23 protein-coding genes are annotated in these 23098 nt (G+C 66.5%); all 23 read right to left on the bottom strand.

Annotated features, from left to right (window positions below; translation table 11 throughout):
* Window positions 1-88: 88 nt before the first annotated feature.
* Entirely contained in the window at window positions 89-370 is a 282-nt protein-coding gene (gene rpsQ / locus ACF1BH_RS18475; RefSeq protein ID WP_030283447.1) for a 30S ribosomal protein S17, read from the bottom strand.
* Window positions 370-594 carry a 50S ribosomal protein L29 gene (gene rpmC / locus ACF1BH_RS18480; protein WP_030283449.1) on the bottom strand — a complete coding sequence of 75 codons (225 nt, stop codon included), beginning with the start codon at window positions 592-594 and terminating at the stop codon, window positions 370-372. Before rpmC ends, rpsQ begins: the two co-directional genes overlap by 1 nt.
* Complete coding sequence (gene rplP, locus ACF1BH_RS18485; RefSeq protein WP_004571829.1) at window positions 594-1013, bottom strand: 50S ribosomal protein L16; 420 nt, start codon at window positions 1011-1013, stop codon at window positions 594-596. Before rplP ends, rpmC begins: the two co-directional genes overlap by 1 nt.
* A gap of 5 nt (window positions 1014-1018) precedes the next feature.
* On the bottom strand, window positions 1019-1840 hold the full coding sequence (gene rpsC / locus ACF1BH_RS18490; protein ID WP_030283450.1) for a 30S ribosomal protein S3: 822 nt from the start codon (window positions 1838-1840) through the stop codon (window positions 1019-1021).
* Window positions 1840-2187, bottom strand: coding sequence for a 50S ribosomal protein L22 (rplV, locus tag ACF1BH_RS18495; RefSeq protein WP_003974262.1), 348 nt, complete (start codon window positions 2185-2187; stop codon window positions 1840-1842). The genes rpsC and rplV overlap by 1 nt, the downstream gene beginning before the upstream one ends.
* Before the next feature lie 43 nt (window positions 2188-2230).
* A complete protein-coding gene (gene rpsS, locus ACF1BH_RS18500; RefSeq protein WP_004571826.1) occupies window positions 2231-2512 on the bottom strand; it encodes a 30S ribosomal protein S19 in 282 nt (93 codons plus the stop codon).
* Window positions 2513-2524: 12 nt separating this feature from the next.
* The gene (rplB, locus tag ACF1BH_RS18505; RefSeq protein WP_030283452.1) at window positions 2525-3361 is read right to left on the bottom strand and encodes a 50S ribosomal protein L2; all 837 of its coding nucleotides are present in this window, start codon (window positions 3359-3361) and stop codon (window positions 2525-2527) included.
* Between the two features lie 40 nt (window positions 3362-3401).
* On the bottom strand, window positions 3402-3725 hold the full coding sequence (rplW, locus tag ACF1BH_RS18510) for a 50S ribosomal protein L23 (protein WP_030283453.1): 324 nt from the start codon (window positions 3723-3725) through the stop codon (window positions 3402-3404).
* Window positions 3725-4372, bottom strand: a complete 648-nt coding sequence (gene rplD, locus ACF1BH_RS18515) for a 50S ribosomal protein L4 (RefSeq protein ID WP_391643520.1) — start codon at window positions 4370-4372, stop codon at window positions 3725-3727. The genes rplW and rplD overlap by 1 nt, the downstream gene beginning before the upstream one ends.
* A gap of 8 nt (window positions 4373-4380) precedes the next feature.
* The gene (gene rplC / locus ACF1BH_RS18520) at window positions 4381-5025 is read right to left on the bottom strand and encodes a 50S ribosomal protein L3 (protein ID WP_391643521.1); all 645 of its coding nucleotides are present in this window, start codon (window positions 5023-5025) and stop codon (window positions 4381-4383) included.
* A gap of 14 nt (window positions 5026-5039) precedes the next feature.
* Window positions 5040-5348 (bottom strand): 30S ribosomal protein S10, encoded by a 309-nt coding sequence (gene rpsJ / locus ACF1BH_RS18525; RefSeq protein WP_003948644.1) that lies wholly within the window; start codon window positions 5346-5348, stop codon window positions 5040-5042.
* A 543-nt stretch (window positions 5349-5891) separates the two neighbouring features.
* Complete coding sequence (gene tuf / locus ACF1BH_RS18530; RefSeq protein WP_391643522.1) at window positions 5892-7085, bottom strand: elongation factor Tu; 1194 nt, start codon at window positions 7083-7085, stop codon at window positions 5892-5894.
* A gap of 148 nt (window positions 7086-7233) precedes the next feature.
* Window positions 7234-9354, bottom strand: a complete 2121-nt coding sequence (gene fusA / locus ACF1BH_RS18535; protein WP_391643523.1) for an elongation factor G — start codon at window positions 9352-9354, stop codon at window positions 7234-7236.
* A 39-nt stretch (window positions 9355-9393) separates the two neighbouring features.
* Window positions 9394-9864 carry a 30S ribosomal protein S7 gene (gene rpsG / locus ACF1BH_RS18540; RefSeq protein WP_004571813.1) on the bottom strand — a complete coding sequence of 157 codons (471 nt, stop codon included), beginning with the start codon at window positions 9862-9864 and terminating at the stop codon, window positions 9394-9396.
* 2 nt (window positions 9865-9866) lie between these two features.
* On the bottom strand, window positions 9867-10238 hold the full coding sequence (gene rpsL, locus ACF1BH_RS18545) for a 30S ribosomal protein S12 (RefSeq protein WP_003948652.1): 372 nt from the start codon (window positions 10236-10238) through the stop codon (window positions 9867-9869).
* A gap of 354 nt (window positions 10239-10592) precedes the next feature.
* Entirely contained in the window at window positions 10593-11072 is a 480-nt protein-coding gene (locus ACF1BH_RS18550) for a DUF1707 and DUF4190 domain-containing protein (protein WP_391643524.1), read from the bottom strand.
* Between the two features lie 216 nt (window positions 11073-11288).
* On the bottom strand, window positions 11289-15188 hold the full coding sequence (locus ACF1BH_RS18555) for a DNA-directed RNA polymerase subunit beta' (RefSeq protein WP_391643658.1): 3900 nt from the start codon (window positions 15186-15188) through the stop codon (window positions 11289-11291).
* Between the two features lie 123 nt (window positions 15189-15311).
* Complete coding sequence (gene rpoB / locus ACF1BH_RS18560) at window positions 15312-18794, bottom strand: DNA-directed RNA polymerase subunit beta (protein WP_391643525.1); 3483 nt, start codon at window positions 18792-18794, stop codon at window positions 15312-15314.
* Between the two features lie 626 nt (window positions 18795-19420).
* Window positions 19421-19810, bottom strand: a complete 390-nt coding sequence (gene rplL, locus ACF1BH_RS18565; protein WP_391643526.1) for a 50S ribosomal protein L7/L12 — start codon at window positions 19808-19810, stop codon at window positions 19421-19423.
* 124 nt (window positions 19811-19934) lie between these two features.
* A complete protein-coding gene (rplJ, locus tag ACF1BH_RS18570) occupies window positions 19935-20465 on the bottom strand; it encodes a 50S ribosomal protein L10 (protein WP_391643527.1) in 531 nt (176 codons plus the stop codon).
* A 306-nt stretch (window positions 20466-20771) separates the two neighbouring features.
* Complete coding sequence (locus ACF1BH_RS18575; protein WP_391643528.1) at window positions 20772-21623, bottom strand: hypothetical protein; 852 nt, start codon at window positions 21621-21623, stop codon at window positions 20772-20774.
* Between the two features lie 148 nt (window positions 21624-21771).
* Window positions 21772-22488, bottom strand: a complete 717-nt coding sequence (gene rplA, locus ACF1BH_RS18580; RefSeq protein ID WP_391643529.1) for a 50S ribosomal protein L1 — start codon at window positions 22486-22488, stop codon at window positions 21772-21774.
* Between the two features lie 113 nt (window positions 22489-22601).
* Window positions 22602-23036: a 50S ribosomal protein L11 gene (gene rplK, locus ACF1BH_RS18585; protein ID WP_030283474.1), complete on the bottom strand. Its 435-nt coding sequence runs from the start codon at window positions 23034-23036 to the stop codon at window positions 22602-22604.
* Between the last annotated feature and the right edge of the window lie 62 nt (window positions 23037-23098).

The raw sequence follows: 23098 nt of genomic DNA on the forward strand, positions 1-23098 counted from the left end.
GTGAAACGGAGCCCCACCGAGCCTGGCGGAACTGACCTGAGGGGGAACCCTCAGGCGGTATTTCGTGGAGTTCCCTTACGGGAACTGCCTACTTGGCCTTCTCGAGGATCTCGACGATGCGCCAGCGCTTCGAGGCGGACAGCGGCCGGGTCTCCATGAGGAGGACGCGGTCGCCGACACCCGCGGCGTTCTGCTCGTCGTGCGCCTTGAGCTTGTTGGTACGGCGGATGACCTTGCCGTACAGCGCGTGCTTGACGCGGTCCTCGACGGCGACGACGACGGTCTTGTCCATCTTGTCGCTGACGACGAGACCCTCACGGGTCTTGCGGAAGCCGCGGTCGTTCGTCTCAGTCACATTCTTCTCGCTCATCAGGCGCTCTCCACCGTCTCGATGCCCAGCTCACGCTCACGCATCAGGGTGTAGATCCGGGCGATGTCCTTACGGACGGACTTGAGCCGACCGTGGTTCTCAAGCTGTCCGGTCGCCGCCTGGAAGCGGAGGTTGAACAGCTCCTCCTTGGCCTCACGAAGCTTGGCAACGAGGTCCTCGTTGTTCAGCTCGCGCAGCTCGGTCGCCTTGGTACCGGCCGCCATCACGACTCACCTGCCTCGCGCCGCACGATGCGGCACTTCATCGGAAGCTTGTGGGCGGCGCGGGTCAGCGCCTCCTTGGCAACCTTTTCGTTCGGGAAGGACAGCTCGAACATCACCCGACCGGGCTTGACGTTCGCGACCCACCACTCGGGAGAACCCTTACCGGAACCCATGCGGGTCTCGGCCGGCTTCTTCGTGAGCGGGCGGTCCGGGTAAATGTTGATCCAGACCTTGCCGCCACGCTTGATGTGACGGGTCATGGCGATACGAGCCGACTCGATCTGACGGTTCGTCACGTACGCCGGGGTGACGGCCTGGATGCCGTACTCACCGAAGGCCAGCTCGGTGCCACCCTTGGCCATGCCGTTGCGCTTCGGGTGGTGCTGCTTACGGTGCTTGACCCTGCGAGGGATCAGCATGTCGGTCAGGCCTCCTGTCCGGTGCTCTCAGCCGGAGCAGCGGCTGCGGCCTCGGCCTTGGGGGCCTCGGCAGCGGCGTTCTGCTGCTGCGGCTTGCGGCCGCGGCCGCCACGCTCGCCACCGCGGCGCGGGCGGTCGTTGCCACCGCGGGCCGGGCGGTTACCCGCACGGGCGGCGGCGTTCTCCGCACGGACCTCGGCGATGTTCTTGACGTCGCCCTTGTAGATCCAGACCTTCACGCCGATGCGGCCGAAGGTGGTCTTGGCCTCGAAGAAGCCGTAGTCGACGTTGGCCCGGAGGGTGTGCAGGGGCACACGGCCCTCGCGGTAGAACTCCGAGCGGGACATCTCGGCACCGCCGAGACGGCCACCGCACTGGATCTTGATGCCCTTGGCGCCGGCCTTCATCGTCGACTGCATGCTCTTACGCATGGCGCGACGGAAGGAGACGCGGGAGGACAGCTGCTCGGCGACGGCCTGGGCCACGAGCTGAGCATCGGTCTCGGGGTTCTTGACCTCGAGGATGTTCAGCTGGACCTGCTTGCCGGTCAGCTTCTCCAGTTCGCCGCGGATGCGGTCGGCCTCGGCGCCACGGCGGCCGATGACGATGCCCGGACGAGCGGTGTGGATGTCAACGCGGACGCGCTCACGGGTGCGCTCGATCTCCACCTTGGAGATACCGGCGCGCTCCATGCCCTTCGTCATCATGCGACGAATGGCGACGTCTTCCTTGACGTAGTCCTTGTACAGCTTGTCGGCGTACCAGCGGGACTTGAAGTCCGTCGTGACGCCGAGCCGGAACCCGTGCGGGTTTACCTTCTGGCCCATTACCGGGTTCCTTCCTTGCTGCTGACGACCACGGTGATGTGGCTGGTCCGCTTGCGGATCCGGTAGGCACGGCCCTGGGCACGCGGACGGAACCGCTTCAGGGTCGGGCCCTCGTCGACGTACGCCTCGGAGATGAAGAGGCTGTCGGCGTCGGTGTGGTCGTAGTTGTGCGCCGCGTTGGCAATGGCGCTGTCCAGCACCTTGCCGACGGGCACGCTCGCGGCCTGCGGGGCGAAACGCAGGACCGCCTGAGCCTCCGTGGCATCCATGCCACGGATAAGGTCCACCACGCGGCGGGCCTTCATGGGCGTGACGCGGATGTACCGCGCCTGGGCCCTGGCTTCCATGGTTGTCCCTTCGGTGTCAGTCATAGTCTTCGCACTCCGCCGATCAACGACGCCGCGACTTGCGGTCGTCCTTCTCGTGGCCGCGGAAGGTGCGGGTCGGCGCAAACTCGCCGAGCTTGTGGCCAACCATCGACTCGGTGACGAACACCGGGACGTGCTTGCGGCCGTCGTGCACCGCGATCGTGTGGCCGAGCATGGCCGGGACGATCATGGAGCGGCGGGACCAGGTCTTGATGACGTTCTTGGTGCCGGCTTCGTTCTGAACATCCACCTTCTTGGCAAGGTGGTCGTCGACGAAGGGCCCCTTCTTGAGACTGCGCGGCATCTAAACCCGCTCCTAGCGCTTCTTGTTCGTCTTGCGGCGGCGGACGATGTACTTGTTCGAAGCCTTCTTCGGCGAACGCGTACGACCCTCCTTCTGACCCCACGGCGAGACCGGGTGGCGACCACCGGAGGTCTTGCCCTCACCACCACCGTGCGGGTGGTCGACGGGGTTCATCACGACACCACGCACGGTCGGGCGGACGCCCTTCCAGCGCATGCGGCCGGCCTTGCCCCAGTTGATGTTCGACTGCTCGGCGTTGCCGACCTCGCCGACGGTGGCGCGGCAGCGGACGTCGACCAGGCGGATCTCACCGGACGGCATACGCAGGTGGGCCATCGAGCCCTCCCGCGCCAGCAGCTGCACGGAGGCACCGGCCGAGCGGGCGAACTTCGCACCGCCGCCCGGACGCAGCTCGATCGCGTGGATCGTCGTACCCACGGGGATGTGGCGCAGCGGCAGGTTGTTGCCGGGCTTGATGTCGGCGCCGGGGCCGTTCTCAATCCGGTCACCCTGCGACAGGCCACGGGGCGCGATGATGTAGCGCTTCTCGCCGTCTGCGTAGTGCAGCAGCGCGATGCGCGCGGTGCGGTTGGGGTCGTACTCGATGTGCGCGACCTTGGCCGGCACGCCGTCCTTGTCGTGACGACGGAAGTCGATCACTCGGTAGGCGCGCTTGTGGCCACCGCCCTGGTGGCGAACGGTCACACGACCGGCGTTGTTACGGCCGCCCTTGCTGTGCAGCGGGCGGACCAGCGACTTCTCCGGCGTGGACCGCGTGATCTCGACAAAGTCGGCGACGCTGGAGCCACGACGGCCCGGGGTCGTCGGCTTGTACTTGCGGATACCCATTTCTCAGTCCTCGTCCGATTCCGGACGATCCAGACCGCCCTCAGGCGGTCGGACCGCCGAAGATGTCGATACGGTCGCCCTCGGCGAGGGTCACGATGGCGCGCTTGGTGTCGGCACGCTTGCCGAAACCGGTGCGGGTGCGCTTGCGCTTGCCCTGGCGGTTGATCGTGTTGACCCCGGAGACCTTGACCGAGAAGACCGCCTCGACGGCCTGCTTGATCTGGGTCTTGTTGGCACGCGGGTCGACGATGAACGTGTACTTGTTCTCGTCCAGCAGCGCGTAGCTCTTCTCGGAGACCACCGGCTTGACAAGAATGTCGCGCGGGTCCGAGAAGGTCTTGCTGGTGACGACGGCCTCAGTCATCAGGCGTCGCTCCCTTCGGTCTCAGCGTTCCGGCCGGACACGAAGGACTCCAGAGCGGCCGCGGTGAAGACCACGTCGTCGGAGACGAGCACGTCGTACGTGTTCAGCTGGCCCGGCTCCAGGATGTGCACCTGGGGCAGGTTGCGGGCGGACAGCCACGCGGCCTCGTCGGAGCGCTCGGCGACCAGGAGCAGGTTCTTCCGCTCGCTGACCTTGCCGAGGAGACCCTTGGCGGCCTTGGTGGAGATCGCGCCGTCGACCACGCCGGAGACGACGTGGATACGGCTGTTGCGCGCCCGGTCGGTGAGGGCACCGCGCAGGGCGGCGGCCTTCATCTTCTTGGGCGTCCGCTGCGAGTAGTCGCGCGGCACGGGACCGTGCACGACGCCACCACCGGCGAACTGCGGCGCACGGGTCGAACCCTGGCGCGCGCGGCCGGTGCCCTTCTGGCGGTACGGCTTCTTGCCACCGCCGCGGACCTCGCCGCGAGTCTTGGTCTTGTGCGTGCCCTGACGGGCAGCGGCCAGCTGCGCGACAACGACCTGGTGGATCAGCGGAATGCTGACCTTCGCGTCGAAGATCTCCGCGGGGAGCTCGACGGTCCCGGCCTTGTCGCCTGCCGGCGAAAGGATGTCAATGGTGCTCATCGGTTACCTCAGGCCCCCTTGGCCGCGGTACGGACCAGGACGAGGCCGCCGTTCGGACCAGGAACTGCGCCCTTGATGAGCAGCAGGCCCTTCTCCGCGTCAACGGCATGGACGGTCAGGTTCTGGGTGGTGACCCGCTCGTTGCCCATACGACCGGCCATCCGCATGCCCTTGAACACGCGGCCCGGGGTGGCGCAGCCACCGATGGAGCCCGGCTTACGGTGCACGCGGTGGGCACCGTGGGAAGCCTTGCCGCCGTGGAAGCCGTGACGCTTCATGACGCCGGCGAAGCCCTTGCCCTTGCTCTTGCCGGTCACGTCCACCTTGACGCCGGACTCGAAGGTCTCAGCGGTCAGCTCCTGGCCGAGGGTGTACTCGCCGGCGTCGGCGGTACGGACCTCGACGAGGTGACGGCGGGGGGTGACGTCGGCCTTCGCGAAGTGGCCCTTGAGGGGCTTGTTCACCTTGCGCGGGTCGATCTCGCCGAAGGCGATCTGGACGGAGTCGTAGCCGTCCTGGTCATTGGTGCGCACCTGGGTAACGACACAGGGGCCGGCCTTCACCACGGTCACCGGGACAACACGGTTGTTGTCGTCCCAGACCTGGGTCATGCCGAGCTTCTCGCCCAGGATGCCCTTGATCTGCTTAGCCATCTCTTCCGCGCCTCTCAGAGCTTGATCTCGATGTCAACGCCGGCCGGAAGGTCCAGGCGCATCAGCGAGTCAACGGTCTTGGGCGTCGGGTCGAGGATGTCGATCAGGCGCTTGTGCGTGCGCATCTCGAAGTGCTCGCGCGAGTCCTTGTACTTGTGCGGCGACTTGATGACGCAGTACACGTTCTTCTCAGTGGGCAGCGGCACCGGGCCCGCGACCGACGCACCAGTGCGAGTCACCGTCTCGACGATCTTCTTCGCCGAGCTGTCGATGACCTCGTGGTCGTAGGCCTTGAGCCGGATGCGGATCTTCTGTCCCGCCATGGCTACTTCGTAGTCCTGTCTCTCGTAACGCTCTGGGACTCGGTGCGTACGCGTCCCGCCTCCGACCCACGCGGTCGGGCGTGTCGCACTCCCACCGGAGAAATTTCCGTACGGAAATCCTTCGAGAAGGAGACGTGGGGGCGGAACACCCACCGAGCGCCTGGCTGAGGCACCCCGCTGACGCTTCCCGGAAGATTCCCGTACTTCCGCCCCTGATAAGAGGCGACGAATACCTAGGACTCGCTTCCGGTCCCCCCGGCGGGAGGCGCGCAGCATCGGCACTCAACCGAGCAACCTGGACAGTGTGCCATACGGCCGAGGGCCGAGGCCAATCGAGCCTTAGAGGCTATCCCACCCGGAGATCACTTACACATGCCGCCGCGCGGGCAGCCCGTCATCCGGTCGCCGACCGGGCCTCCGGAACACGGCACCCGACCCGATTCCGGGCAGCGGAAAGCGCCCGCACGACCGAAGCCGTACGGGCGCTTCCGTGAGCCGAGGCTCGAATGCTCGCAGGAGCTACCGGGTTACCCCGATCAACACTTACTTGTTGATCTTGGTGACCTGGCCGGCGCCGACGGTCCGACCACCCTCACGGATGGCGAACTTCAGGCCCTCCTCCATGGCGACGGGCTGGATGAGCTCGACGCTCATCTCGGTGTTGTCGCCCGGCATGACCATCTCGGTGCCCTCGGGGAGGGTCACGACGCCGGTCACGTCCGTGGTGCGGAAGTAGAACTGCGGGCGGTAGTTGTTGAAGAACGGGGTGTGGCGGCCACCCTCGTCCTTCGACAGGATGTACGCCTGCGCCTCGAAGGAGGTGTGCGGCGTGACCGAGCCCGGCTTGATGATGACCTGGCCGCGCTCGACGTCCTCGCGCTTGATGCCGCGGAGCAGCAGACCGACGTTCTCACCGGCCTGGCCCTCGTCGAGCAGCTTGCGGAACATCTCGATGCCGGTGACCGTGGTGGTGGTCTTCTCCGGCTTGATGCCGATGATGTCGACGGTCTCGTTGACCTTGAGGACACCACGCTCGATACGACCGGTGACAACGGTGCCACGGCCGGTGATGGTGAAGACGTCCTCGATCGGCATCAGGAACGGCTTGTCGACGTCACGGTCCGGGGCGGGGATCGCCTCGTCGACGGCCTTCATCAGGTCCACGACGGACTTGGCCCACTCCGGGTCGCCCTCGAGCGCCTTCAGCGCCGAGACCTTGACGACCGGAACGTCGTCGCCCGGGAACTCGTACTCGGAGAGGAGCTCACGGACCTCGAGCTCGACGAGCTCCAGGATCTCCTCGTCGTCCACCATGTCGGCCTTGTTCAGGGCGACAACGATGTAGGGAACGCCGACCTGGCGGGCCAGGAGCACGTGCTCCTTGGTCTGCGGCATCGGGCCGTCGGTGGCGGCAACCACGAGGATGGCGCCGTCCATCTGCGCCGCACCCGTGATCATGTTCTTGATGTAGTCCGCGTGACCGGGGCAGTCGACGTGGGCGTAGTGACGGTTCTCCGTCTGGTACTCGACGTGCGCGATCGAGATCGTGATACCGCGCTGACGCTCCTCGGGAGCCTTGTCGATCTGGTCGAAGGCCGAGGCCTCGTTCAGGTCGGGGTACTCGTCGTGCAGCACCTTGGTAATGGCGGCCGTGAGGGTCGTCTTACCGTGGTCAATGTGACCGATGGTGCCGATGTTGACGTGCGGCTTAGTCCGCTCGAACTTCGCCTTCGCCACTGGGTCCTCCTGAAGTGGTTCTGTACGCCTTACTCATCGGCGCCAGGTGATCTTTGCTGGGATGCCGACCGCCGGGGCATTCCTCACGGATTGCGGGGTTTACCCCGGCAGACGGTGTCAAGCCTAAAGCGTGTTCCGGCTAACGGAGCTACTCGCCCTTGGCCTTCGCGATGATCTCCTCGGCGACGTTCCGGGGAACCTCGGCGTAGGAGTCGAACTGCATCGAGTAGCTTGCGCGACCCGAGGTCTTGCTGCGGAGGTCTCCGACGTAGCCGAACATCTCCGAAAGCGGAACCAGGCCCGTGACGAGCTTGGCGCCGGCGCGGTCCTCCATGGACTGGATCTGACCACGACGCGAGTTGATGTCGCCGATGACGTCACCCATGTAGTCCTCGGGCGTCGTCACCTCGACCTTCATCATCGGCTCCAGCAGGGCCGGGCTGGCCTTGCGGGCGGCCTCCTTGAAGGCCATCGAACCGGCGATCTTGAACGCCATCTCGGACGAGTCCACGTCGTGGAAGGCACCGTCGAGAAGGGTGACCTTGACGCCGGTCAGCGGGTAGCCGGCGAGCACGCCGAACTCCATGGCCTCCTGGCAGCCCGCGTCCACCGACGGGATGTACTCCCGCGGGATACGGCCACCGGTGACCTTGTTCTCGAACTCGTACCCGTCGCCCTCGAGCGGCTCGATGGCGATCTGGACCTTCGCGAACTGACCGGAACCACCGGTCTGCTTCTTGTGCGTGTAGTCCAGCCGCTCCACCGGCTTGCGCAGCGTCTCGCGGTACGCGACCTGCGGCTTGCCGACGTTGGCCTCGACGCGGAACTCGCGCTTCATACGGTCGACCAGCACGTCGAGGTGCAGCTCGCCCATACCCGCGATGATGGTCTGGCCGGTCTCCTCGTCGGTGTGCACCTGGAACGAGGGGTCTTCCTCGGCGAGACGCTGGATGGCGACACCCAGCTTCTCCTGGTCGCCCTTGGACTTGGGCTCGATGGCGACCTGGATGACCGGGGCCGGGAACTCCATCGACTCCAGGATCACGGGGTTGCCCGCGTCGCAGAGGGTCTCACCGGTGGTGGTCTGCTTCAGACCCATGACGGCGACGATGTCACCGGCACCCACCGACTCGATCTCCTCACGCTTGTTCGCGTGCATCCGGTAGATCTTGCCGATGCGTTCCTTCTTGCCCTTCACCGAGTTCTGCACCTGCGAGCCGGCCTCGAGGCGGCCCGAGTACACACGGATGAAGGTGAGCTTGCCCAGGTGCGGGTCGCTGGCGATCTTGAACGCCAGCGCCGCGAGCGGCTCGTCCTCGGAGGGCTTGCGGGCGACGACCGTCTCCGGGTCGTTGACCGCGTGGCCCTCGATGGCCTCGACGTCGAGCGGCGACGGCAGGTAACGGACCACGGCGTCGAGCAGGGGCTGCACGCCCTTGTTCTTGAACGCGGTACCGCAGAACACCGGGGTGACGGTGGTGTTCTCGGCCTTGCCGGCGGCGATCGTGATGCGACGGATCGCGGCGTACAGCTGCTCCTCGGTGGGCTCCTCGCCCTCCAGGAACAGCTCCATGACCTCTTCGTCGTTCTCCGCGACAGCCTCGATGAGCTTGCCGCGGTACTCCTCGGCGAGCTCCAGCTTGTCGGCGGGGATGTCGAGGACGTCATACATCTCGCCCTTGGCCGCCTCGGCCGAGTACACCAGGGCCTTCATGCGGACCAGGTCGATGACGCCCTGGAAGTCGGCCTCGGCACCGATCGGCAGCTGCATCACGATCGGCACCGCGCCCAGGCGGTCCACGATCATGTCGACGCAGCGCAGGAAGTCGGCACCGGTGCGGTCGAGCTTGTTGACGAAGCAGATACGCGGAACGCCGTAGCGGTCCGCCTGACGCCAAACGGTCTCGGACTGGGGCTCAACGCCGGCCACGCCGTCGAACACGGTCACAGCACCGTCGAGGACACGCAGGGAGCGCTCCACCTCGACGGTGAAGTCGACGTGACCCGGGGTGTCGATGATGTTGATCGTGTGGTCGACGTTCTCGAGCGGCCAGTGACAGGTGGTGGCAGCGGAGGTGATGGTGATACCACGCTCCTGCTCCTGCTCCATCCAGTCCATCGTGGCGGCGCCGTCGTGGACCTCACCGATCTTGTACGAGACACCGGTGTAGAACAGGATCCGCTCGGTGGTGGTCGTCTTGCCCGCGTCGATGTGGGCCATGATGCCGATGTTGCGCACCTTGGCCAGGTCAAGCGAAGTGGTAGCCATATCGGCTCAGTCTTCTCTCGGTCTCGATGGGGGTTGCGACTACCAGCGGTAGTGCGCGAAGGCCTTGTTGGACTCGGCCATCTTGTGCGTGTCCTCACGCTTCTTGACCGAAGCGCCGAGGCCGTTGGAGGCGTCGAGCAGTTCGTTCATGAGGCGCTCGGTCATGGTCTTCTCGCGACGGGCGCGGGAGTAGCCCACGAGCCAGCGGAGCGAGAGGGTGGCGGCGCGGCCGGGCTTGACCTCGACCGGGACCTGGTAGGTCGCGCCACCGACACGGCGGGACTTGACCTCAAGGGTCGGCTTGATGTTCTCGAGCGCGCGCTTGAGCGTGATGACCGGGTCGTTACCGGTCTTCTCGCGCAGACCCTCCATGGCGCCGTAAACGATGCGCTCAGCGGTGGAGCGCTTGCCGTTCAGCAGAACCTTGTTGATGAGGGAGGTCACCAGAGGAGAGCCGTAGACCGGGTCGATGATGACCGGGCGCTTCGGGGCGGGGCCCTTACGAGGCATTCTTACTTCTCCTTCTTGGCGCCGTAGCGGCTGCGAGCCTGCTTGCGGTTCTTGACGCCCTGCGTGTCGAGGGAGCCGCGGATGATCTTGTACCGAACACCCGGCAGGTCCTTCACACGGCCGCCGCGCACGAGCACGATCGAGTGCTCCTGCAGGTTGTGGCCCTCACCCGGAATGTAAGCGGTGACCTCGATCCCGCTGGTCAGACGCACACGCGCGACCTTACGCAGGGCCGAGTTCGGCTTCTTCGGGGTGGTCGTGAACACACGCGTGCAGACGCCGCGGCGCTGGGGCGAACCCTCCAGTGCGGGCGTCTTGTTCTTCTCGACCTTGTCCTGCCGGCCCTTACGGACCAGCTGCTGGATCGTAGGCACTACTTCTCCGGTTTCTGTGTGCCGATCACGGTAAAGCTAACCTGGAACACCCACCGACCCACGAGGTCGGGTGTGTCGAACACTGCAGCACTCTCCGCGAGGCGGAAAACGGGCGCAGATTGCGGCGCGGCCGGTAGTGGCTCGCTCTACGGTTGAAGACACGCAGGGCAGCCAGGGCACACCCCAGGCACAAGGTCTGAGCGTACCTACCTCACCGACTCCGGTCAAAACAAATGCCCCGCGGCCGACACGCCGGGCGCAACCGGACGGAGTGCTCACGGGCTGTCACCCGGACGGTGGAACGGAGGTCACCCGCCGGTCACCCGGGTGGCCCTCACGGACAGTCGCGACGGGTCAGGCGCGGAAGATGACCGCCACCATCATCATCAGGATGAAGAGCGCCCAGCCACCGATCCCCAGCCAGCCCAGCACCACCCCGGCCAGCGCCTGGCCGTCACCGCGCTCACCGGTGCGGCGGATCTCCCCGCGCGCCTTGTGGCCCAGGATCACCGCGGGGATCGCGGTCACCCCCCACGTCACCGGCGTCAGGATGCCGCAGACCAGCGCGGCGGTGGCGGAGCCGTTGGTCTGCTGCGGCATCGGCATCGGCGCGGCCGGCATGAACGTCGCCGGGACCGGCCGCGGCTCGAACTGCGACTGCGCCACCGGGCCGGTCGGCAGATCCGCCACCAGCATCTGCAGCTCGGCATGGGTCTGCGCCTGATACGCCCGGCCGATCCGCTGCTCGTACTCCGCCTGCGCGAGCCGCCCCTCGGCGAACCCGGCCTTCAGCACGTCGACCGTACGCTCACGGTCGGCGTGCGAGGCGCGCATCGCCGGAGTCTGGTGCGGCTGAGCGGGTTGCCCACCCTGCCAGGGCTGGAATGCCACGCGATCCTCCCCCGCTCGACAGTTGATCCCCATCTTCTCATCACAGACGCAGCAATGGGAGCGCGAGTTCCGTGGCCGGTGGCGTATCCGTCAACAACGCCGCAGGGCGGCCACCCCTTACGGGATGACCGCCCTGTCGACGTCGTGCGAACCGGACCCTTACTGGTTGTACGGGCCGTAGTCGTAGTCCTCCAGCGGGACCGCCTGGCCGGAGCCGGTGCCGAACGGCGAGTAGTCGATGTCGTCGTAACCGACGGCCGAGTACATCGCAGCCTTGGCCTCCTCGGTGGGCTCCACCCGGATGTTGCGGTAGCGGGACAGGCCCGTACCGGCCGGGATGAGCTTACCGATGATGACGTTCTCCTTGAGGCCGATGAGGCTGTCGGACTTGGCGTTGATCGCCGCATCCGTCAGGACTCGGGTCGTCTCCTGGAAGGAGGCGGCCGACAGCCAGGACTCCGTCGCCAGCGAGGCCTTGGTGATACCCATCAGCTGCGGACGGCCGGAGGCCGGGTGGCCACCCTCCGCCACGACACGACGGTTCTCGCCCTCGAACTTCGAGCGCTCCACCAGCTCGCCCGGCAGCAGCTCCGCGTCGCCGGACTCGATGATCGTCACGCGGCGCAGCATCTGCCGGATGATGATCTCGATGTGCTTGTCGTGGATCGCCACGCCCTGGCTGTTGTAGACCTTCTGGACCTCACCGACGAGGTGGACCTGGACGGCACGCTGGCCGAGGATCCGCAGCACGTCGTGCGGGTTGATGGCGCCCAGGGTCAGCGGCTGGCCGACCTCGACGTGGTCGCCCTCGCCCACCAGCAGACGGGCGCGCTTGGAGACGCCGTACGCCGTCTCGTCGCTGCCGTCGTCCGGGGTGACGACAACCTTCTTGGTCTTCTCGGTCTCCTCGATACGGACGCGGCCGGCCGCCTCCGAGATCGGGGCGACACCCTTGGGCGTACGGGCCTCGAAGAGCTCGACGACTCGCGGCAGACCCAGGGTGATGTCGTCACCGGCCACACCACCGGTGTGGAAGGTACGCATCGTCAGCTGGGTGCCGGGCTCACCGATGGACTGGGCGGCGATGATGCCGACCGCCTCACCGATGTCGACCAGCTTGCCGGTGGCCAGCGAACGGCCGTAGCAGTAGGCACAGGTGCCGACCGCCGACTCACAGGTCAGGACCGAGCGGGTCTTGACCTCCTCGACGCCGTGCGCGACCAGCTGGTCGATGAGCACGTCGCCGAGGTCGACGTTGGCGGAGGCGATGACCTTGCCGTCGACGACGACGTCCTCGGCCAGCATCCGGGCGTAGACGCTCGACTCCACGTCGTCCGTCTTGCGCAGGGAGCCGTCGGCGCCGCGGGTCGCGATCTTCAGCTTGAGGCCGCGCTCGGTGCCGCAGTCCTCCTCGCGGATGATCACGTCCTGCGAGACGTCCACCAGACGACGGGTCAGGTAACCCGAGTCGGCGGTACGCAGGGCGGTGTCCGCCAGACCCTTACGGGCACCGTGCGTGGAGATGAAGTACTCCAGCACGGAGAGGCCCTCGCGGAAGGACGCCTTGATGGGACGCGGGATGGTCTCGTTCTTCGCGTTCGACACCAGACCACGCATACCGGCGATCTGCCGCATCTGCATCATGTTTCCTCGGGCACCCGAGTCAACCATCATGAAGATGGGGTTCGTCTTGGGGAAGTTCTCGTTCATCGCCTCGGCGACCTCGTTGGTCGCCTTGGTCCAGATGTTGATCAGTTCCTGAGTGCGCTCGTCCTTGGTGATCAGACCGCGCTCGTACTGCTTCTGGACCTTCTCGTCCTGGGCCTCGTAGCCCGCGACGATGCCCTTCTTGGCCTCCGGGACGACGATGTCCGAGACGGCGACGGTGACGCCGGAACGGGTCGCCCAGTGGAAACCGGCCGCCTTCAGGTTGTCGAGCGTCGCCGCCACGATGACCTTGGGGTAGCGCTCGGCGAGGTCGTTGACGATCGCGGAGAGCTGCTTCTTGCCCACCGAGTAGTCGACGAACGGGTAGTCCTCGGGCAACAGCTCGTTGAAGAGCGCGCGGCCCAGGGTCGTCCGCAGGCGGAACGAGTCACCCTGCTGCCACTCCGGCTCGCCCTCTTCGGCGACCGGCGGGACGAAGCCCCGCGGCGGGATGGTGCCGATCGGGAAGCGGATGTCGACCTTCGCCTGGAGCGACAGCTCCTTGGCGTCGAACGCCATGATCGCCTCGGCGACCGAACCGAACGCCCGGCCCTCACCGATGACCTTGCGCTCCTCCTCGTCGGTGGTGAGGAAGAACAGGCCCAGCACCATGTCCTGGGTCGGCATGGTGACCGGACGGCCGTCGGCCGGCTTGAGGATGTTGTTCGAGGACAGCATCAGGATGCGGGCCTCGGCCTGCGCCTCCGCGGAGAGCGGCAGGTGGACGGCCATCTGGTCACCGTCGAAGTCCGCGTTGAACGCGGTGCAGACGAGCGGGTGGATCTGAATGGCCTTGCCCTCGACCAGCTGCGGCTCGAAGGCCTGGATGCCGAGGCGGTGCAGGGTGGGCGCACGGTTCAGCAGCACCGGGTGCTCGGCGATGACCTCTTCGAGGACGTCGTACACGACCGTGCGGCCGCGCTCGACCATCCGCTTCGCCGACTTGATGTTCTGCGCGTGGTTCAGGTCGACCAGGCGCTTCATCACGAACGGCTTGAAGAGCTCCAGCGCCATGGCCTTCGGCAGACCGCACTGGTGCAGCTTGAGCTGCGGGCCGACGACGATGACGGAACGCGCCGAGTAGTCGACTCGCTTACCGAGCAGGTTCTGACGGAAGCGGCCCTGCTTGCCCTTGAGCATGTCGGACAGCGACTTCAGCGGACGGTTGCCGGGGCCCGTGACCGGGCGACCACGACGGCCGTTGTCGAAGAGCGCGTCGACGGCCTCCTGGAGCATGCGCTTCTCGTTGTTCACGATGATCTCGGGCGCGCCGAGGTCGAGAAGCCGCTTCAGGCGGTTGTTGCGGTTGATCACGCGGCGGTACAGGTCGTTCAGGTCGGAGGTCGCGAAGCGGCCACCGTCCAGCTGCACCATCGGACGCAGGTCCGGCGGGATGACCGGGATGCAGTCCAGCACCATGCCCTTGGGGCTGTTGCGGGTCTGCAGGAAGGCGGAGACGACCTTGAGGCGCTTGAGCGCACGGGTCTTCTTCTGGCCCTTGCCGGTGCGGATGATCTCGCGGAGGCGCTCGGCCTCCTCGTCGAGGTCGAAGGTCTCCAGGCGCTTCTGCAGCGAGGCGGCGCCCATGGAACCGTCGAAGTACGTGCCGAAGCGGTCACGCAGCTCGCGGTAGAGCAGCTCGTCGCCCTCCAGGTCCTGGACCTTGAGGTTCTTGAAGCGGTTCCAGACCTCGTCGAGACGGTCGATCTCGCGCTGCGCGCGGTCGCGCAGCTGCTTCATCTCGCGCTCGGCACCCTCGCGCACCTTGCGGCGCACATCGGCCTTGGCGCCCTCGGCCTCCAGCTCGGCCAGGTCGGTCTCGAGCTTCTTGGCGCGGGCCTCCAGGTCGGAGTCGCGGCGCTGCTCGATCTGCTGACGCTCGACGGAGACGTGCGCCTCCAGCGAGGGCAGGTCGCGCGTACGGCGCTCCTCGTCCACCCAGGTGATCATGTAGGCGGCGAAGTAGATGACCTTCTCAAGGTCCTTCGGCGCGAGGTCCAGCAGGTAGCCCAGCCGGCTCGGGACGCCCTTGAAGTACCAGATGTGGGTCACGGGAGCGGCCAGCTCGATGTGGCCCATCCGCTCACGACGCACCTTGGCGCGAGTGACCTCGACGCCGCAGCGCTCGCAGATGATGCCCTTGAAGCGGACGCGCTTGTACTTACCGCAGTAGCACTCCCAGTCCCGGGTCGGACCGAAGATCTTCTCGCAGAAGAGTCCGTCCTTTTCGGGCTTGAGGGTGCGGTAGTTGATGGTCTCCGGCTTCTTGACCTCACCGTGCGACCACTGACGGATGTCGTCAGCGGTGGCGAGGCCGATCCGCAGCTCGTCGAAGAAGTTGACGTCGAGCACTGTCGTCAATCCCACCTTCGGGGGTTGCCCCGACAATTGTTGCTGTCAGGGACGAGTCTCAATCTTGGTCTGACGGGGTCCGGGGTTGGCCGGGGCCTCGCAGGGAGGCCCCGGCCAGACCCGTCAGACCTCTTCGACGCTGCTCGGCTCGCGCCGGGACAGGTCGATACCGAGCTCTTCCGCCGCGCGGAAGACGTCCTCGTCGGTGTCGCGCATCTCGATGGACATACCGTCCGAGGACAGCACCTCCACGTTCAGGCAGAGCGACTGCATTTCCTTGATGAGCACCTTGAAGGACTCGGGAATGCCGGGCTCGGGGATGTTCTCGCCCTTGACGATGGCCTCGTAGACCTTCACGCGGCCGGTGACGTCGTCGGACTTGATCGTGAGCAGCTCCTGGAGGGCGTAAGCGGCGCCGTACGCCTCCAGCGCCCACACCTCCATCTCACCGAAGCGCTGGCCACCGAACTGGGCCTTACCACCGAGCGGCTGCTGGGTGATCATCGAGTACGGACCGGTCGACCGGGCGTGCAGCTTGTCGTCGACCAGGTGGTGGAGCTTGAGGATGTACATGTACCCGACCGAGATCGGGTCCGGGAACGGCTCGCCGGAGCGGCCGTCGAACAGCTGGGCCTTGCCGGAGGACTTGACCATCCGCTCGCCGTCGCGGTTGGGGAGCGTCGAGTCGAAGAGACCCGCCAGCTCGTCCTCGCGCGCACCGTCGAAGACCGGGGTGGCGACGTTGGTTCGCGGCGCGACGTCGTCGGCGCCGATCGCCTGCAGCCGCTGCTGCCAGTCCTCGGCACCCTCGACCTTCCAGCCCTGGCTGGCGAGCCAGCCGAGGTGGATCTCCAGAACCTGCCCCGGGTTCATTCGGGACGGGACACCCAGCGGGTTGAGGATGATGTCGACCGGGGTGCCGTCCTCCAGGAACGGCATGTCCTCGACCGGCAGGATCTTCGAGATGACGCCCTTGTTGCCGTGGCGGCCGGCGAGCTTGTCACCGTCGGTGATCTTGCGCTTCTGCGCGACGTAGACGCGGACCAGCTGGTTCACGCCCGGGGGCAGCTCGTCGCCCTCCTCGCGGTCGAAGACGCGGACGCCGATGACCTTGCCGATCTCACCGTGCGGCACCTTCAGCGAGGTGTCACGGACCTCGCGCGCCTTCTCACCGAAGATCGCGCGGAGCAGACGCTCCTCGGGGGTCAGCTCGGTCTCACCCTTGGGCGTGACCTTGCCGACGAGGATGTCGCCGGCGACGACCTCGGCACCGATGCGGATGATGCCGCGCTCGTCGAGGTCGGAGAGGACCTCTTCGGAGACGTTCGGGATGTCCCGGGTGATCTCCTCCGGGCCGAGCTTGGTGTCACGGGCGTCGACCTCGTGCTCCTCGATGTGGATCGAGGAGAGGACGTCGTCCTGCACGAGGCGCTGCGACAGGATGATCGCGTCCTCGTAGTTGTGACCCTCCCACGGCATGAACGCCACGAGCAGGTTCTTGCCGAGCGCCATCTCGCCTTCGTCCGTGGACGGACCGTCGGCGAGGACCTGGCCCTCGATGACCCGCGCGCCCTCGTCCACGACGACCTTCTGGTTGAAGGAGGTGCCCTGGTTGGAACGGGTGAACTTGGCGACGCGGTACGTGGTGTACGTGCCGTCGTCGTTGGCGACGGTGATGTAGTCCGCGGAGACCTCCTGGACGACACCGTCCTTCTCCGCCTTGATGACGTCGCCGGCGTCGACCGCACAGCGGTACTCCATGCCGGTGCCGACCAGCGGCGACTCCGCCTTGATCAGCGGGACGGCCTGGCGCATCATGTTCGATCCCATGAGCGCGCGGTTGGCGTCGTCGTGCTCGAGGAACGGGATCATGGCGGTCGCGGCCGACACCATCTGGCGCGGCGAGACGTCCATGAAGTCCACCTCGTCGGCGGGGACGAGGTCGACCTCGCCGCCACGGCGGCGGACCAGCACACGCTGCTCGGCGAAGCGCATGTCGTCGGTCAGCTTCGCGTTGGCCTGGGCGATCAGGAAGCGGTCCTCCTCATCCGCGGTGAGGTAGTCCACCTCCTCCGTGACCTGGCCGTCGACGACCTTGCGGTACGGCGTCTCGATGAAGCCGAAGACGTTGACCCGGCCGTACGAGGCGAGCGAACCGATCAGACCGATGTTCGGGCCTTCGGGCGTCTCGATCGGGCACATGCGGCCGTAGTGCGAGGGGTGCACGTCACGGACGTCCAGACCGGCCCGCTCACGGGAGAGACCGCCGGGGCCCAGCGCGGACAGACGGCGCTTGTGGGTCAGACCCGACAGCGGGTTCGTCTGGTCCATGAACTGCGACAGCTGGCTGGTGCCGAAGAACTCCTTGATGGAGGCGACGACCGGCCGGATGTTGATCAGGGTCTGCGGCGTGATCGCCTCGACGTCCTGGGTGGTCATGCGCTCACGCACGACGCGCTCCATACGGGCGAGACCCGTACGGACCTGGTTCTGGATCAGCTCGCCGACGTTGCGCAGGCGGCGGTTGCCGAAGTGGTCGATGTCGTCGGTCTCGACGACGATCGTCCGGCCCGACTCGCCCATCGTCTCGGTCTCACCGGCGTGCAGCTTCACCAGGTACTTGATCGTGGCGATGATGTCGTCGGTGGTCAGCACGCCGGCGTCGAGCGGCTCGTCGCCGCCGAGCTTCTTGTTGACCTTGTAGCGGCCGACCTTCGCGAGGTCGTAGCGCTTCGGGTTGAAGTAGAGGTTCTCCAGCAGCGTCTGCGCGGCCTCACGGGTCGGCGGCTCGCCCGGACGCAGCTTGCGGTAGATGTCGAGCAGCGCGTCGTCCTGGCCCTGGGTGTGGTCCTTCTCCAGGGTGGCGCGCATGGACTCGTACTCGCCGAACTCCTCAAGGATCTGCTCGGTCGTCCAACCGAGGGCCTTGAGCAGGACGGTCACGGACTGCTTGCGCTTACGGTCGATGCGCACACCGACCATGTCGCGCTTGTCGATCTCCAGCTCCAGCCAGGCACCGCGGGACGGGATGACCTTGGCGGAGAAGATGTCCTTGTCGGACGTCTTGTCGATGGAGCTGTCGAAGTAGACGCCCGGCGAGCGGACCAGCTGCGAGACGACGACACGCTCGGTGCCGTTGATGCAGAAGGTGCCCTTGTTGGTCATGAGCGGGAAGTCGCCCATGAAGACCGTCTGGGACTTGATCTCGCCGGTTTCGTTGTTGGTGAACTCGGCGGTGACGAAGAGCGGAGCCGCGTACGTGAAGTCGCGCTCCTTGCACTCGTCGATGCTGTTCTTCGGGGGCTCGAAGCGGTGGTCGCGGAACGTCAGCGACATCGACCCGGAGAAGTCCTCGATCGGGGAGATCTCTTCGAAGATCTCTTCCAGACCGGACTTGGTGGGAACTTCCTGCCCACTCTCCAGCGCAGCCTCGACGCGACCCTTCCATGCGGCGTTGCCGAGCAGCCAGTCGAAGCTTTCGGTCTGCAGCGCAAGGAGGTTCGGAACCCCGAGGGGCTCCTTGATCTTCGCAAAGGAGATGCGCAGCGGGGCGGTGCTGTCGCCGTTGTTCGTATTGGCAGTCGAGGCGTTGCGCGAGGCGGCCAAGAGGGGGTCCTTCCGAGGGCTCGGACTCACTACGCGCGTACCGGCCCCGAGAGGAACAGACTGAGGGAAAGCCCAGGTCAGGGCCGCTCAATCAGTGATGTTCGACTTCGGGTATGCCCCTGGTGACGGGCAGGGAGCAGCTAACAGGCAGCGCAAAGGGTCAGTGTAGCCACTTGGCCCACTGATGTCCAGAGCGAGTTTCCGGAAGACCGGTTCAACGCCGTGATACCGCTCTTCTCCCTCCGGGAGGTGGCACCTCCACACCGGAGGAGCCCCTCGTTGTTCTGCTGTGCGTTCAATGCCCTGCGCCTGCCGAAAGCCCCGCGCCTGTGGCGCACATCGATGCTTCCCTCTTCGCCTGCGATCCATGCCTCGGAGCCAGGACCGCTTCTGCATCGCGTCCCGAGAATTGCGCGCCGCGTGCGGTTCGTCAAGGCCCCCTGCCCCGGCGGGAACGTCACACGGCCGACGTCCGGACAACGAAGATCACCATACTCGCACGTCGCGCGGGGCGCCGCAGCCGTGACGAGCACGCCGAAGGGCGACCACCCGCTTGGGTGATCGCCCTTCGCTGGTCCAGCTACGCCACGAGGGCGCTCAGGACCCGAGTCGGAGACTCAGTGAGGTCACTTGACCTCGACGGAGGCGCCGGCGCCCTTGAGGGCCTCGGCGGCCTTGTCGGCGGCAGCCTTGTCGACCTTCTCCAGGACCGGCTTCGGGGTGCCGTCCACGAGGTCCTTGGCCTCCTTCAGACCCAGGGAGGTCAGCTCACGCACGACCTTGATGACCTGGATCTTCTTGTCGCCGGCACCGGTGAGGATGACGTCGAACTCGTCCTGCTCCTCGGCGGCCTCGGCGGCGGCGCCACCAGCGGCACCACCGGCGACGACGACCGGCGCGGCGGCGGCGGCGGTGACGTCGAACTTCTCCTCGAACGCCTTCACGAACTCGGAGAGCTCGATGAGGGTCATCTCCTCGAACTGCGCGAGCAGGTCTTCCTGGCTGAGCTTCGCCATGGTGGCGGTCCTTCCACTAATTCGGCTGGTGCCGGATGTACATGTGAGGCGGGCGTACGTCGGGCCCGCTGTGGCCGCTCCGCCTAGGCACGCCTAGACGGAAGCCGCCAATGTGCGAGCCGAATTACTCGGCACCGCCCTGCTCGGCCTGCTGGGCACGGAGCGCGTCCACGGTGCGGACGAGCTTCGACGGCAGCGCCTGGAAGACGGAGGCAGCCTGCGACTGCTTCGCCTTGAAGGCACCGGCCAGCTTGCTGAGCAGAACCTCGCGGGACTCGAGGTCCGCAAGCTTCTTGATGTCATCGGCGGAGAGTGCCTTCCCTTCGAAGACACCACCCTTGATGACGAGGTTCTGGTTCTCCTTGGCGAAGTCACGAAGACCCTTCGCCGCCTCGACCGGGTCACCGGTGACGAAGGCGACGGCCGTCGAGCCCTGAAGGTGCTCGTCCAGCACGGAGATCCCGGCCTCGTGGGCCGCGATCTTGGTCAGCGTGTTCTTCACCACACGGTACTGAGCGTTGTCACCGAGCGAACGGCGCAGATCCTTGATCTGCGCGACGGTAAGTCCGGTGTACGCGGTGACGACAGCAGCGTTGGAGTTGCGGAACTTGTCCGTGATCTCCTCGACAGCTACGACCTTGTCGGGACTTGCCATGAGCCTCGGCCTCCTTCCGGGTGATGAGGACCGCGCAGAAGGGGCTGGGCAAAACAAACGCCCCGGCGCAGGCGCACGGGGCGTGACTCGACCGTTCGACGAATCGCCCGGGAGTTCATCCACACATACCTGCGCAGGCCGTCCGCAGCTAGCGGATCCTTCGGCCACCACGCGCCCCGGAAAGGACGCGCAGAGACAACCAGCGGTCTTTGGCTTCCTCGGTACGGTACGCGAACGGCCCACGCTCAGGCAAATCCGCCGCGAGGGGCGCGGAAAACGCCCCTCGCCTGCGGTTCCGTCCCCCGGTCAGGCGCCGGGAGCGGTCATCGTCTGGCTCGCCGGCGGCGGCTCGACGGCGACCTTGGTGCCGTAGTCGGAGTAGAACGCCGTCGCGTTGATCGGCATCTTGCCCTCGACGTGCTCCTCCTTCTTGACCAGGAGGTTGTCGCCGTCGATCCAGAGGTCGAGCTTCTCGCTCTTCGCGCCGCCCTGCTCCAGCTGCTTCTGGACGGCGTCGCGGACCGCCTTGCCGAGGTTCTTGCTCAGGTCGGCCATGGAGACGGTGCCGGTGTAGTGGGTCGCCTCGACGCCGTTGACCTTCTCCTTGCCGACGACCTTGGCCGTGCCGGAGGCGATCAGGACATCAATCGGCTGGCTCGGGTTGGCGTTGGCGAGGACGTCCTTGACCGCCGTGCCGGACGCGCCCATCTGCTTCGACAGCGCCTCGTAGGAGTACTTCACCCACGGCTTGCCGCCCGAGCCGGGCATGGCCGAGCCCACGTTCATGTAGACCGCGTCCTGGGTGTAGAGCGCCTTGATCGGCTTGCCGCCGGCGGGGCTCTTGGCGCCGGTCAGGGTGTTCTCGACATTCATCTGCATGCCCTGCGACCAGTCGAGACCGCCCTTGGTGGTCTGCTTGAACCGGCCGCTGGAGGTCGTCGTCTCCGTCGAGCCGTCGAACTTCGCGGAGTTCTTGGCCGCGGTGGCCTCCTTGGCCGCCTTCAGGGCGTCCACCGGGCTCTGGGCCGCCTTGTCGCCGCCCGCCGCGTCACCGCCTCCGCCGCTGCCGGATGCCTTCGAGCCGTCGTTACAGGCGCTGAGACCGCCCACCAGCAGAACTACCCCCGCCACCGCGGCGGTGATTCGCGTGCTACGCATCTGAGGCTCCCCCTTGGATCGCTGTGCGAGTGCGGTGGTGACTCTAATGCAGCCCACCGACACCGCACGCAACAGGCCCCGCCGTCCGGAAACCGGGCGGCGGGGCCTGCGTCATGCTGCGCGCGTCAGAGCACGTCGATCACGAGGATCAGACGGCCTCTTCCTCGACGAGGAGGTTGCGGGTGCGGTTGGCGTCCAGCGGGATGCCGGGGCCCATCGTGGTGGTGATGGTCGCCTTCTTGATGTAGCGGCCCTTCGCGGCGGACGGCTTGAGACGGTTGATCTCCTCAAGCGCCGCGGCGTAGTTCTCCACCAGCTTGGCCTCGTCGAAGGAGACCTTGCCGATGATGAAGTGGAGGTTCGCGTGCTTGTCCACGCGGAACTCGATCTTGCCGCCCTTGATGTCGGTGACAGCCTTGGCGACATCCGGGGTGACGGTGCCGGTCTTCGGGTTCGGCATCAGACCACGGGGACCGAGCACGCGGCCGAGGCGGCCGACCTTGCCCATGAGGTCCGGGGTGGCGACGACGGCGTCGAAGTCCAGACGGCCCTTGGAGACCTCGTCGATCAGTTCGTCGGAGCCGACGATGTCGGCGCCCGCGGCTTCCGCGGCCGCAGCACGGTCGCCGGTCGCGAAGACCAGGACCCGGGCGGTCTTACCGGTGCCGTGCGGAAGGTTCACGGTGCCGCGGACCATCTGGTCGGCCTTGCGCGGGTCAACGCCCAGACGCATGGCGACCTCGACGGTCGCGTCGAACTTGGCGGACGAGGTGTCCTTGGCGAGACGGACGGCCTCGAGCGGGGCGTACAGACGCTCCCGGTCGATCTTCGCGTCCGCGTTGCGAAGAGTCTTGCTGCGCTTCACTGCTGCTCCTGAACAGGTGCGACCGTGCGGTTCTCACCGCGCGGAGGATGGAGTCGTGGTGCGGGCCAGCGCCTGGCCCTGCCACGGGTGGCGACTACGCCGGTACGAGCTGGTCAGCCCTCGACCGTGACGCCCATGGACCGGGCGGTGCCCGCGATGATCTTCGCGGCGGCGTCCAGGTCGTTGGCGTTCAGGTCGGGCATCTTGGTCGTGGCGATCTCGCGCACCTGGGCGTCGGTGATCTTCGCGACCTTCTTGGTGTGGGGCTCGCCGGAGCCCTTGTCCACACCGGCGGCCTTGAGGATCAGCTTCGCGGCCGGCGGGGTCTTGGTCACGAAGGTGAAGGAACGGTCTTCGTAGACCGTGATCTCCACCGGCACGACCATGCCGCGCTGCGACTCGGTCGCGGCGTTGTAGGCCTTGCAGAACTCCATGATGTTCACGCCGTGCTGACCCAGCGCGGGGCCGACCGGCGGAGCCGGGTTCGCGGCACCGGCCTGGATCTGGAGCTTGATGAGCCCCGTGACCTTCTTCTTCTTGGGAGGCATGCTCTCTCCGGGTCCTAGTGAGAGGTTTCGCCATGCCATCCGGTCATCCGGATGGAGGCATA

Source organism: Streptomyces sp. NPDC014733, assembly GCF_043083385.1.
Lineage (GTDB): Bacteria > Actinomycetota > Actinomycetes > Streptomycetales > Streptomycetaceae > Streptomyces.

Bases quoted from the DNA above. Each gene is read 5' to 3' on its own strand.
- rpsQ (WP_030283447.1), bottom strand. From the start codon at position 370: ATGAGCGAGAAGAATGTGACTGAGACGAACGACCGCGGCTTCCGCAAG.
- rpmC (WP_030283449.1), bottom strand. From the start codon at position 594: ATGGCGGCCGGTACCAAGGCGACCGAGCTGCGCGAGCTGAACAACGAG.
- rplP (WP_004571829.1), bottom strand. From the start codon at position 1,013: ATGCTGATCCCTCGCAGGGTCAAGCACCGTAAGCAGCACCACCCGAAG.
- rpsC (WP_030283450.1), bottom strand. From the start codon at position 1,840: ATGGGCCAGAAGGTAAACCCGCACGGGTTCCGGCTCGGCGTCACGACG.
- rplV (WP_003974262.1), bottom strand. From the start codon at position 2,187: ATGGAAGCCAGGGCCCAGGCGCGGTACATCCGCGTCACGCCCATGAAG.
- rpsS (WP_004571826.1), bottom strand. From the start codon at position 2,512: ATGCCGCGCAGTCTCAAGAAGGGGCCCTTCGTCGACGACCACCTTGCC.
- rplB (WP_030283452.1), bottom strand. From the start codon at position 3,361: ATGGGTATCCGCAAGTACAAGCCGACGACCCCGGGCCGTCGTGGCTCC.
- rplW (WP_030283453.1), bottom strand. From the start codon at position 3,725: ATGACTGAGGCCGTCGTCACCAGCAAGACCTTCTCGGACCCGCGCGAC.
- rplD (WP_391643520.1), bottom strand. From the start codon at position 4,372: ATGAGCACCATTGACATCCTTTCGCCGGCAGGCGACAAGGCCGGGACC.
- rplC (WP_391643521.1), bottom strand. From the start codon at position 5,025: ATGGCTAAGCAGATCAAGGGCATCCTGGGCGAGAAGCTCGGCATGACC.
- rpsJ (WP_003948644.1), bottom strand. From the start codon at position 5,348: ATGGCGGGACAGAAGATCCGCATCCGGCTCAAGGCCTACGACCACGAG.
- fusA (WP_391643523.1), bottom strand. From the start codon at position 9,354: ATGGCTACCACTTCGCTTGACCTGGCCAAGGTGCGCAACATCGGCATC.
- rpsG (WP_004571813.1), bottom strand. From the start codon at position 9,864: ATGCCTCGTAAGGGCCCCGCCCCGAAGCGCCCGGTCATCATCGACCCG.
- ACF1BH_RS18550 (WP_391643524.1), bottom strand. From the start codon at position 11,072: ATGCGCGCCTCGCACGCCGACCGTGAGCGTACGGTCGACGTGCTGAAG.
- rplL (WP_391643526.1), bottom strand. From the start codon at position 19,810: ATGGCGAAGCTCAGCCAGGAAGACCTGCTCGCGCAGTTCGAGGAGATG.
- rplJ (WP_391643527.1), bottom strand. From the start codon at position 20,465: ATGGCAAGTCCCGACAAGGTCGTAGCTGTCGAGGAGATCACGGACAAG.
- ACF1BH_RS18575 (WP_391643528.1), bottom strand. From the start codon at position 21,623: ATGCGTAGCACGCGAATCACCGCCGCGGTGGCGGGGGTAGTTCTGCTG.
- rplK (WP_030283474.1), bottom strand. From the start codon at position 23,036: ATGCCTCCCAAGAAGAAGAAGGTCACGGGGCTCATCAAGCTCCAGATC.